This is a genomic window from Psychrobacter sp. JB193 (assembly GCF_002285555.1).
Lineage (GTDB): Bacteria > Pseudomonadota > Gammaproteobacteria > Pseudomonadales > Moraxellaceae > Psychrobacter > Psychrobacter alimentarius.
Map to the genome: position 1 here is coordinate 698,305 of NZ_NRGY01000002.1, position 11,906 is coordinate 710,210.

The following is an 11,906-nucleotide window of genomic DNA, read 5'->3' on the forward strand; positions in this document are numbered from 1 at the left end:
ATTTCTTACAGTAGCGGTGTGTTTCGTATGTGATTCTATCCTAGCTTTTACTCACATTTCTTTTTAATCATACTGTCATGGGTCACAGCCTTAAGTATTATCTTATGAATCCTCTTCCTCGCACCTATGCCATGATTGTCGCTGCTGGCCGTGGTAGCCGCTTTGGTGCATCCGTTGCCAAACAATATACTCAGTTGCAAGACCAGACATTGCTACAGCTTAGTGTGGCAAGACTTGCGAGTAGCAAGTATATCAATCAATGTTTATTGGTGGTGGCCGAAGATGATATCACGGCACGAACACTCGACTTTGCCATACCTGTTTATTATGCTATTGGCGGTGTTGAACGTTGGCAATCGGTTCAAGCGGGAGTGGCAGCGATTGGGAGTACGGGGGCTAATGACTCAGACTTGGTACTGATTCATGATGCGGCACGTCCAGCTGTACCTAGTCATGACATTGATCAAATCATTGAAGCTGCATTGCTAGAGCCTTATGGTGCTATCTTAGCAACACCAGTAGCGGACACTCTCAAAACCTCGTATATCAAGTCTGTAACTACAGACAATCTATCAGATAAAAATAATCAGCGTTATTATGCCAAACGTACTATAGATAGAAGCAGCATGTGGCAAGCACAAACGCCGCAAGTATTTAGATTAGGAGCGCTTAAAAAAGTATTGGATTATGTGGCTGAGCATCAGCTAACTATCACAGATGAAGCCAGTGCTTTTGAGTATTTAGACTTGCCCATTCGTCTGGTTACTGGCAGTCGCCAAAACATCAAGCTTACTTATCCTGACGATGCTTTATTGCTATCCGCCATCCTCACCGCTCAATCTGACCAGCCCTAATGTACTTTGAATAACGGTAGACTTCTCTTACCCTAAATTGCCTAAGTTGACGCGATATAGGTACGATTTGAATCTGTGTCGAATTTTGTCTCATTCAATAATCGCGTTTCAAATAATCAATGTTTTGTCATCATTTTTAGAAAATAATGTTTGCTCAAGCAACTAATAGCTGTCAAAATCAATGATATGTTTTTTTCTAAAAAAATGTTTACTTATAACACTTACCAATTTTATATAATCATAAGTTGCTTTGATGACGAAATTAGCCTATGATGTAACCAACTTAATACAATTAATATAAACATTTATAAAATCAATAATATACCAAACCGATTTGATACATTCAAAGGTTTAGTTTCTATGTTTTTTCTAAAGTTATTATAGTTGTCTTAGCTACATTTACCTGATTATAGGGGAAGCTGATTGTCAACATTCAATGATTCTACAAGTCCAGTAACGCCAGATCTCTGCCAGCTTGTATATCTGAGCCATATTACTTCGACTGGCCTGTCAAATGCCAGCACGCTTAATGACATTGCAGAAGTCGCTATTGAGCGTAATACAATAGAAAATATTACTGGTATTCTTTGCTACGGCAATGGCTACTTCTTACAATGTGTAGAGGGCTCTGAAGCAGCCCTGACCAATCTTAAAAATCGCCTGATATTGGATGATCGCCATAAAGATTTAAAAATACTGGATTTTTCAGCAATTACTGAGCGTCGTTTTTCTGGTTGGTCACTACGTTCTATCACGCTCGAGCGTTGGATGACAAATGAGCCTAGACTTAAATCGTTTATGCCATTTAAGCCTGACAGTTGGGACTCTAATGAACACAAGGAATTTTTAGATATTTTGAAAGACTATTACGATGAGCAGTTAGAAAGCGGTGATATCGACACCCAACCTATCAAATACAGTACGTTAGGTCTCACCTTGGGTAAAGTAGTAGGGCAGCACCAAGCATTCTTATTGATCCAAGCCATCTTAGGTGGATTGATTATACTAGCGCTCATTTGGCTAATGTTATAAAAGAGGGTGTGGTTGTTTTTACAAGAAAATAGTATCTACTCATAAGAGCCAGCATTTAATGCTGGCTTTTTTAATGAACGTTATAATAATGACATCAAAGGCGTCAATCTGAAGTTAGGCATAGCAAGCGTTTGAACACTGATAATAGCGACATTAATCGTTATATGCATGGAATCGCTTAAACTAAGTTGTGAAAACGTAATTATAAAACTTACGAATATAAAAAAGCCCGCATCACAGTATATTGTGATGCGGGCTTTTGATGGTACGCTCATTAGTCTGATTTGATGCTTGGTAGCAGTTTTGCTAATAAGTGACGCCGAATAGTGGCGTCCCCAGGGGGATTCGAACCCCCGTTACCGCCGTGAAAGGGCGGTGTCCTAGGCCTCTAGACGATGGGGACTAGTAACAACACTTCAACTGCTTTCACCATTTATGCTGAAGTGGTGCGTATTCTAATAGCCTCTGCGTTTTCTGTCAAGACTTTTTTTCCGCCTTTTTGCAATTAAATATCTTTTTTTGAGTGCGCGACGAGGATGTAGGTCTTTACGCTTTAAATGATACCGAATCCATAAAGAAGTACAAGTACTGATAGTCAGCGCGAGCAACATATAACCGATGATGGTACCCCATAACTTAAATTGTGGATCCATGATAACGTCCCTCCCATTAAGTCTGCATATTTTTCTTCGCTCAAACCAGTGCTGCCAACTTAGACCTCTATAAAGTTATTAAGTATTACAAATAGCATTATTATGCGTGGTTAGCAATATATGATGTGTGAGAGTGCCTCATTCCTCTTCATTATCTGCTGATGACTCTTTGGTAGGCTCAGCATGCATCATATTCGATAGCATGGGGTAATGATTGAGAATGTAGCAGAACAGCTCAGCTGTCTTTTGTGTGTCATATAGCGCCGAATGCGCATCTTTACCATCAAAATCCAGTCCTGCGGCTTTACAAGCGCGTGCTAATACAGTTTGACCAAATGCCAGTGCTGATAATGTAACGGTGTCAAACACTGAAAAATTATGAAAAGGGTTATGGCTTTTACTATTGGTACGTAGTACTGCGGCATTCAAAAAAGACAAATCAAAGTGCGCGTTGTGTCCGATTAAGACGCATTGACGGCAGTCTTCTGCGCGGCGTACTTCTTTTAGTCCCTTAAAAATACGGCGTAAGGCTGTTTTTTCATCTTCAGCAATTGCTTTACGCATCGGATTGGTCGGGTCGATACCTGTAAAGGCAAGAGCGCTTGGCTCTAAGTTTGCACCTTCAAACGGCTCGATATGAGCATTAAACGCATCGCCTGGATAAAACACGCCTTCTTCATTTAATAAGATAGGAATACAGGCAATTTCTAACAACGCATCCGTTTGTGCATTAAAACCTGCTGTCTCTACATCAACCACGACTGGCAAAAACTTACGAAAGCGGTCTTTTAAGCTCAGTGGCGCTTGTTCTTCTGTCACAGCATCTTCAGTAAGGATACTTGAGTCGTTATCAGGTGTGCTATTTAAGTGGTGTGTTGAATGGGTATCAGGTAAGGCGGCATCATTTTGAATGGTCATATCAGGTTAAATCGCTTTTATCAGTCGTACTGTTATATTAAATAAACAAAGAGGTATCCTACGATAAAAGTCATATTCCTTTATATAAGGAGATTGCTCCTATCGTAGGATAAAGTAAAAATATCTTACTAAGTTTGCTTTACGCTTTGATAGACCAAGGCAACGTTTCACCAGCCATAAGTGGCGTTAGTGAACCGCCGTCAAAATAAGGATAACTTGCAGGTACTTGCATTGGCGTATTGACAAGCGTTATTTTACTTTCGTTTAGGGGTAGGCCATAAAACTGCGCCCCAAAACGACTGGCAAAGCCCTCTAGCTTATCTATCTTGCCCACACTATCAAACGCGGTGGCATATAATGGTAAAGCAGTCTCAGCACTGTAACAGCCAGCACAACCGCACGCCGCTTCTTTTTTGTCTGTTGCGTGCGGGGCGGAGTCAGTTCCTAAAAAGAACTTAGGATTGCCACTTGTCGCAACGTCTAGCAAAACTTTCTGATGACTTTCACGCTTCAAAATAGGTAAGCAATAAAAGTGTGGTTTGATGCCACCGACCAACATATGGTTGCGGTTAAACATCAAGTGTTGCGGCGTGATAGTAGCGGCAATATGATTGCCTTGAGCCAATACGAAGTCTGCCGCATCACTTGTGGTAATGTGCTCCATGACGATTTTTAATGTAGGGAATTTGGCAATAATTTGTCCCAATACTTCATCCAAAAAGCGCTTCTCACGATCAAAAATATCCACATGATCTTGAGTCACTTCACCATGGAGTAGCAGGGGCAGATTGTACTTTTCTAACGCTTCAAAGACATCAACACAGGCGTTAATGTTAGTCACACCATCAGATGAGTTGGTCGTGGCTCCAGCAGGGTACAGTTTGACTGCCTGAACGATTCCTGACTTAGCCGCTGTTTCGATATCTTGTGCCGTCGTATTGTCTGTCAAATACAAAGTCATGCGTGGATCAAACGCTGCTTTTCGCTCAGCATTCAAGTCGCTGGCTTGTAAATGCGCCAAGATGCGAGTGCGATAGGCAAGCGCCTCATCAGCGTTCTTAACGGGTGGTACTAGGTTTGGCATACAAATCACGCGATTAAAGCTGTTGGCTGCATGCGGTACAGTAGTGCTCAACGCTTTGCCATCACGCAGGTGAATATGCCAATCGTCTGGCTGGAGGAGGGTCAACTCTCTAATCGAATCAGTCATAATGTCGTCGCGCTCTATATCGTCATATATGGAAGTAAAAAGGAGGGAGTACTGTAGTGCTATCATAACAGATTTGCCTACTTGACTAAATATGCGACCAAATATACGTACATAATTCGTTTAGCTGTCTTTTATGTATCTTTATGACACATGGTTTTGACAAAGCCGTCCAAAATGTAATGCTTGAATTTAAACCAAAAGCGAGCGCCTAATGGCAGTTAGACTTTTGCCTATAGTAAATATGATGTACACTGAGCAAGTAATTCATCTTTTGATTCAACCTTAGCGCTTTCCCTAACGCTACATTCTCATAATAGGAGTTGTTCATGGCTCAGCTTGATCCAAAAAATATTAATAAAATCGTATTGGCATATTCAGGTGGCCTTGATACCTCAATCATCGCTAAATGGCTACAAGAAACTTATGATGCCGAAGTGATTACCTTTACCGCTGACATCGGTCAAGGTGAAGAAGTCGAGCCAGCCCGAGCTAAAGCCAAGGCCATGGGTATTAAAAATATTCACATCGAAGATTTGCGCGAAGAGTTTGCTCGTGACTATGTGTTCCCAATGTTCCGTGCCAATGCCATTTATGAAGGCGAGTACTTACTAGGTACTTCTATCGCGCGCCCATTGATTGCTAAGCGCTTGGTTGAAATTGCTAAAGAACACAATGCCGATGCCATCAGTCATGGCGCGACGGGTAAAGGCAATGACCAAGTACGTTTTGAGCTGGGTGCAGTTGCTTTGTCACCAGATGTGGTAACGATTGCGCCTTGGCGTGAGTGGGATTTGTCTAGCCGTGAAAGCTTGATGCAATATGCCAAAGAGCATGACATTGCGATTGATTATGCAGGTAGCACAAAAAAATCTCCTTACTCAATGGATGCCAACTTACTTCATATTTCATATGAAGGCGGCGTGCTAGAAGATCCGTATGCTGAAGCCGAAGATGATATGTGGCGCTGGTCAGTCAGTCCAGAGGAAGCACCTGACGAAGCACAATACTTAGAGCTTGAATATAAAAAAGGCGATATCGTTGCAATCGATGGCGAAGCGCTTAAGCCTTTTGAGGTCATGATTAAATTAAACGAGATCGGTGGTAAGCACGGTATCGGTCGTTTAGATATCGTTGAAAACCGTTACGTTGGCATGAAGTCACGTGGTTGCTACGAGACGCCAGCTGGCACAATTATGCTAAAAGCGCATCGCGGTATTGAGTCATTGACGCTAGATCGTGAAGCGGCTCACCTAAAAGATGAATTGATGCCACGCTATGCGAAAATCATCTATAATGGTTATTGGTTCAGCCCTGAGCGTATGATGTTGCAAGCATTGATTGACAAGTCTCAAGAGTACGTAAACGGTACTGTACGTGTCAAACTGTACAAAGGTGCTGTGAGCGTAGTCGGCCGTAAGTCAGATGATTCATTGTTTGACGAAAAAATCGCGACTTTTGAAGACGATGCAGGTGCTTACGATCAAAAAGACGCAGAAGGTTTTATCCGTCTAAATGGTCTCCGTCTTGCTATCGAAGCCAGCCGTGGTCGTGACTTATCAAAATAAGCTTTTACACGACATTATAGTTGAGTAGACGTTAATAAATAAAAACAGAGGTGCTATTTATAGTACCTCTGTTTTTTTATGGGTAATAGATCGTTAGCAAAATGCGGTTTCATTTTGTTTCTTTAGTCGCTATCTTGTCTCATTCGTCTGTCACTGTTTCTTCAGTGCTAGATTCATCATCTACTCTGACAATGGCCACATCTTGCTGCTGACGTTCCTTAATAACCTCCTGCTCTAATACCTCTTCTGTCGCAAGAATGTGACCATTGGACTTTTGAGTCTGATATTTAAGAGTGGCAAGCGCACCCAGCGTACTTATGACGAGGATAATAATAAGAATGACCGGATTTTTCCAAAGCGGCGTTGCGGCATCGTATTCAATCGGTTTTTCACTGATCGTTGCAGGAATGTTGTCGTTGTTACCACCGATTAATCCCAAGCTAACCAGTGGGGGTTTGGGTGGATTGACAGGCTCAGAATTCACGCGCAGTCGGTTGCGACTAAGGTAGATATCAGATATTTTTGCCAACTGTAATAACCAACGTTGATGCGGTAAGGCAATGGCTGGCATGTCTGCAAATACCAGCATGTCATTATGGCGTCCTTGCTGTAGATTATCAGGGGAGCGACCGATGGCTTTTAGATAATTGCCTGTTGCCATCTGCATGTCTTGTACAGGTTCCTGATTTTCAGGTTTAAATGAGGTAAGCTCATACCAATAGGGATCAAAAGCGGGCGGGGTATCTAACAGCTGCTCATCCTTTAGAAGAGGTAGATCAGAAGCGTTTTGTTCTGTGTCTAAACTACTCTCTAATAGTGTGGATTGTTCTATGCTATCAGGGCTGACGGCTACCGATTCAGCTGATGCTAAATCTGGCTGACTCACATCAAAACGTTTCGCTGACAAAAACTGTGGCTGCAAGGCAAACCACTTATTAATCTCATCATGATCAAGTTGACTGTACTCTGTCAAAATAGCCAATTCACGCAGCACGACCACACACAAGGATGTCAATAAAATTTGAACTTGCGGTATTTTTGCATCAATGTTTGAGGCGATGTGTTCGCTGGCTTTGATCACGCATTCCTTGTCATGAAAGATAGCATCGGCGGCGTCCTGACGATGGTATAACGTCGCATTGATGGTCACAAAATTCATAGAATTGTATTGCCGCAGTTCTTTGACCGCTGAGCGACCAAATAGTTTTTTACTGACGGCTTGCCCTTTATGATGCTGTTGATAAACAAGTAAGGCGCTTACAATAGCCTGTAAACTGGCATCCATAGCTAGACGAGCTTGAGGGAGTGAAAGCTGCGCCGCATCTGCCAATAGTGACAGCATAGGCTTGGTATCTTGATATAGAAAATCATACATCGACACACGTGTCGGTGAAATAGTCGTCATAATCTGCTAGCATCAAAAAGTGTGCCTCTATCTTACGGTGCCAAAAGCCTGGTTACAATCCCTTGATAATAGAAATTTTCACAGATTTTTATCAAAAATGTCGTAAGTCATACTATCGATAACCACTGGACGTGTTTATGAATCATCATCAAAACTCTGATAAACAATTAATCATCAATATTGCTGAGCAAACATTGACGGTATATCAGCAACAAAAAGAAATACTAAAGTACCCAGTCTCTACGGCTAAAAACGGCATTGGTAGCCAAGAAAATAGTGGTTGTACGCCGTTAGGTCAGCATGTCATTGCAGAAAAAATAGGGGATGATTCTCCTATAAGCTCTGTGTTTGTTGGACGTGTGCCTACGGGTGAGAGATATGATGCAGCGCTTGGCGAGCTATATCCTGAGCGTGATTGGATACTAAGCCGTATCTTATGGTTAGGTGGTCTTGAAGAGGGTGTAAATAAAGGCAGCAACGCTCAAGGCGTGTGTGATACTTATCAGCGTTACATTTATATTCATGGAACCCCAGACACCGAGCCGATGGGTGTACCACTCTCACATGGCTGTGTACGTATGCGCAATGAAGACATCGTTGAGCTGTTTGAACAAGTAGAAGAGGGCATGTCCGTGACGATCGTGGCGGGTTAAACTGAGTTTAGACAATCAAATATTAAGCAGCAAATAACACTTAGCGACAAATAGTACTTAAAAAAAGACAGCTCCTATAAAAGAAGCTGTCTTTTTTATAGCATGGGTTATTTATCCATATCTATATTTACCAAAACTTTTTTCCATCTTTTAGTTTCATTAAACGTTTTTCAGCACGTTGGTGGTCTTTTTCTAAGGCAGCTATTATCCAACCTGCGCCATATAACGCGTTGCTGTCCGATGCGGATTTTAGCTGATAACGCTGCTGATATTGTGTATAAGCCTGATATTTATTCAAGGCTTTTTGCGCTTTTGTCAGATTCTTGAGCCAAAGCTTGGTTTTCTTTTTAGACGATTTTTTATGAAATACTGGTGCAGAAAATTCACTCATATAGCGTAGTGTTTTTAGTTGACGGTACAATTCATATTGAGGATGCTCTTCATCGCTACTTTTTGAATCATCGCTTTTTATATCTGAAATTTCTGCTTCTAAGCTTTGTGTATCATCAATCTCACTATTTTCTATATCATCACGTTTTTTATTAAAGTTGAGCAAGTCTTTGTATTGCTGAGACAGAATTTTAGCCAGCTTATCGATGGCCAGTTTGTCATTTTGAGGTTCCAGTTTTGGATCGCTCATGGTGAAGGCTATCAGCTCTAGCAATATCAGCTGAAAGTCATTGGCTTTTACCGCATCCATTGGCTTGATTTTGAGCGTATCAATGTCTGTTGTCCAGTCAGTTGCAGGCGCGCCGAGTTCTTGCAACTGGGGTTCAAGGTGTTCTGCTAGATATGTCAGCTCACGATAGTCATCAAGTAGGGTCAAGGTTTGCTTTAGAATAGACTGCCAATCAGGATTGATCTCATCAGAGAAGCTTGCAAATGTTGTTATTGCCGTCAGCAAACGGTCGATACCAATGTAAAACTGCAAGACATGCTCATGGTCAGTACTACCGGCGACGATGGCACTGCTGTTGGGTAGAATTTGGAGGAGGCAATTATGGACAGCTGCGCGCACAAAAGTAGGCAGGCTGGTTTTTCGACTGACGTTTAGCTCATTAAGGTTTGCGCCAACCGCCTGACTATGAGATTGCCCCTTAATCAGTAACCCGCCGCGCTCAGCTTTGGTCACGGTAGAGAGACTGAGCTTATAACGTTTGCACCACGCTTTGGCTGTTGTAAATAAAAAGTCTAAATCACCTGATATCAATTCAAACTCAATTTCTTGAATGGCTTCTCGTTGGGTGTCGTCCTCACCATGGATGATTTCTCCCTGGTCGTAAGCGACCTCGATACAGTTATCTGTACTATCCTCAAGGCCGTCACTGGTCTTTTCTGTTAGAAACCGTGTGGTGCGTTGTACATCGGTGACATACCGTTGTGTCAGCTTTTTGGCCAACTCTTTAAGCTTGAAGCCATCAAAAGCAGTGGCAGCGGGCGTATCTTTATAAATGCTTAAATCAGGCATGAGCGCATTGTTATCGAGCATTGCCTGTACCTGTTCGTTATCTAGTATGGCATTATGTTCTAGACGTGCTGCAATACCATCGCCGCCAGCTTTGAGGGTTTGTACCCAAGCATCCCCTTCTTTGCGAATACGCAAACCAATACCTGCTTTTGCTAGCTGCTGGTCAAGAGTGTCGTAATAATGCGCCGCCAGTTGCGTCAGCTTTGAGGATTTGACTTGTACTTGACGCATCAGCCCTTTTAGTCGTGATTCTGGCACCAAAAACTTCAGCTCTATCTCTTGCATAATGGCTCCTAGTAATTCTGAATAATGATTATTAGTCTACCACTCTATGAGTGTTTAAACCGCAACAAAAAAGCCGCTCTATCTTAAGTAGAGCGGCTTTTTTTGTAACGTAGGATTATAGATATTGGTAATTAGAACTGGTTCATCGTGTTTTTGCCGCCGCCTGCTTTTAGCGCGTTGTCACCTGAGAAAATCTCTTTGTGATCATCACCAAGGTCAGAACCTGCCATTGCTTGATGCTTAACACAAGCGATGCCTTCACGAATTTCTTTACGCTGTACGCCAGCTGCATAAGCAAGCATACCTTCTTCACCAAAGTAGCCTTTAGCAAGCTCGTGCACGCTTAGAGCGGTAGTATGATAGGTCGGTAGCGTGATTAGATGATGGAATACACCTGCTTCACGTGACGCATCACGTTGGAAGTTCTTAGCGGCGATGTCAGCTGCTGCATCAAGCTCAGTACCGTCATAATCAGCACTCATCAAGTCCGCTTTATTGTATGCCGAGATGTCTTTACCTTCTTCTTCCCACTGAGCGATGACTTGCTTACGGAAGTTAAGCGTCCAGTTGAATGATGGGCTGTTGTTGTATACCAATTTCGCTTTTGGCTGCTGCTCTTTGATACGGTCAACCATCATTTTGATGTGTTCTACGTCGGGAGTTGGTGTCTCGATCCATAGTAAATCCGCACCGTTTTCTAGCGCAGTCACACAGTCAAGTACAACGCGGTCAATGTTGGTCTCTTCACGGAACTGGTATAAGCCGTTTGGTAGACGAACAGGACGTACTAGTTTGCCGTTATGCTTAAGCAAGCTGTCATTTTCTTTTGCATCTTCAAGCGTGACTTCTTCCATTTCAATAAAATCGATGTATTTAGAAGCAAGATCGCCTGGCTCATTTGATACTGGGATTTTTTGCGTTAGTGATGCGCCTTCAGAGTCAGTACGAGCAACGATCACACCGTCTTCAACCCCAAGCTCTAAGAAAGCATAACGAATAGCGTTTAGCTTAGAGATGAAGTCTTCATGCGGTACGGTTACTTTACCCGCTTGGTGACCACACTGCTTAGCGTCGGAAACTTGGTTTTCAACCTGAATCGCACAAGCACCCGCTTCAATCATCTGCTTAGTCAATAGGTAAGTGGCTTCTTCATTACCAAAACCTGCATCGATATCAGCGATGATTGGCACTACATGCGAATCAAAGTTTTCGATTTTTTCTAAAATAGCTGAGGTGTCTTGACCTGCTTCTTCAGCAGCGTTTAGCTCACGGAAGTAGTCGTTCAATACTTTGGCATCTGCTTGACGTAAAAACGTGTAAATCTCTTCGATCAGTTTGGGTACTGATGTTTTTTCATGCATAGATTGGTCAGGTAGAGGACCGAACTCAGAGCGTAGGGCCGCTACCATCCAACCTGATAGATAGATGTAGGTTTTGGCTGTAGTACCAAAATATTTTTTCTTAGCGTACATGGTTTGCTGTGCCACAAAGCCATGCCATGCCCCTAAAGACTGGGTATATTGAGACGTATCATTGTCATAATCTTCCATGTCTTGACGCATGATTTTTGCAGTATATTTGGCGATATCCAAACCTGTTTTAAAACGGTTTTGGGACATCATACGTGCTGCATCAGTCTCGCTAATGTTCTGCCAGTTACCGTGCTTTTGCTTTAATTCACGTACTAAGTCGATCGCTGATTTATATGCAGTTGACATCTGTAGTCTCCTTGGTGGGGTATGAAAAACAAATAAATTAAGTGCTAAAATAGTGACAATTGGGTATGACTAAAAAATTCAGTTTTACTAAAAAGTATATATTTAGACTTGCTACGAACGGTATTGACATCTCATTTAGAGCCAG

The 11,906-nt window shown here is 42.3% G+C and carries 9 protein-coding genes and 1 tRNA gene; 4 read left to right on the forward strand and 6 right to left on the reverse strand.

The window, feature by feature from the left end; genetic code table 11:
* The first annotated feature begins 77 nt into the window (after positions 1–77).
* Entirely contained in the window at positions 78–854 is a 777-nt protein-coding gene (gene ispD, locus CIK80_RS10795; RefSeq protein WP_095569991.1) for a 2-C-methyl-D-erythritol 4-phosphate cytidylyltransferase, read from the forward strand.
* 423 nt (positions 855–1,277) lie between these two features.
* Positions 1,278–1,886, forward strand: a complete 609-nt coding sequence (locus tag CIK80_RS10800) for a BLUF domain-containing protein (RefSeq protein ID WP_095569992.1) — start codon at positions 1,278–1,280, stop codon at positions 1,884–1,886.
* Positions 1,887–2,213: 327 nt separating this feature from the next.
* Here CIK80_RS10800 and CIK80_RS10805 read toward each other — a convergent pair.
* The 3 genes from CIK80_RS10805 to pyrC all read right to left on the reverse strand — a co-directional run bounded on the left by CIK80_RS10805 (position 2,214) and on the right by pyrC (position 4,667).
* Positions 2,214–2,289 (reverse strand) — tRNA-Glu (locus tag CIK80_RS10805).
* 388 nt (positions 2,290–2,677) lie between these two features.
* The gene (gene rnt, locus CIK80_RS10810) at positions 2,678–3,457 is read right to left on the reverse strand and encodes a ribonuclease T (protein ID WP_257011749.1); all 780 of its coding nucleotides are present in this window, start codon (positions 3,455–3,457) and stop codon (positions 2,678–2,680) included.
* Positions 3,458–3,596: 139 nt separating this feature from the next.
* Positions 3,597–4,667 (reverse strand): dihydroorotase, encoded by a 1,071-nt coding sequence (gene pyrC, locus CIK80_RS10815; RefSeq protein ID WP_095569993.1) that lies wholly within the window; start codon positions 4,665–4,667, stop codon positions 3,597–3,599.
* Between the two features lie 326 nt (positions 4,668–4,993).
* Between pyrC and CIK80_RS10820 the strand changes: the two genes are divergently transcribed.
* Entirely contained in the window at positions 4,994–6,232 is a 1,239-nt protein-coding gene (locus CIK80_RS10820) for an argininosuccinate synthase (RefSeq protein WP_062845208.1), read from the forward strand.
* 139 nt (positions 6,233–6,371) lie between these two features.
* Here CIK80_RS10820 and CIK80_RS10825 read toward each other — a convergent pair whose 3' ends face one another.
* The gene (locus CIK80_RS10825) at positions 6,372–7,637 is read right to left on the reverse strand and encodes a hypothetical protein (protein WP_095569994.1); all 1,266 of its coding nucleotides are present in this window, start codon (positions 7,635–7,637) and stop codon (positions 6,372–6,374) included.
* A 137-nt stretch (positions 7,638–7,774) separates the two neighbouring features.
* On the opposite strand from CIK80_RS10825, the gene CIK80_RS10830 reads away from it, so the two are divergent.
* Entirely contained in the window at positions 7,775–8,290 is a 516-nt protein-coding gene (locus CIK80_RS10830; protein ID WP_095569995.1) for a L,D-transpeptidase, read from the forward strand.
* Between the two features lie 127 nt (positions 8,291–8,417).
* Here the strand turns inward: CIK80_RS10830 and CIK80_RS10835 are convergent, their stop codons facing one another.
* Positions 8,418–10,043 carry a CYTH and CHAD domain-containing protein gene (locus CIK80_RS10835; RefSeq protein ID WP_095569996.1) on the reverse strand — a complete coding sequence of 542 codons (1,626 nt, stop codon included), beginning with the start codon at positions 10,041–10,043 and terminating at the stop codon, positions 8,418–8,420.
* Positions 10,044–10,174: 131 nt separating this feature from the next.
* On the reverse strand, positions 10,175–11,761 hold the full coding sequence (locus CIK80_RS10840; RefSeq protein ID WP_095569997.1) for an isocitrate lyase: 1,587 nt from the start codon (positions 11,759–11,761) through the stop codon (positions 10,175–10,177).
* Between the last annotated feature and the right edge of the window lie 145 nt (positions 11,762–11,906).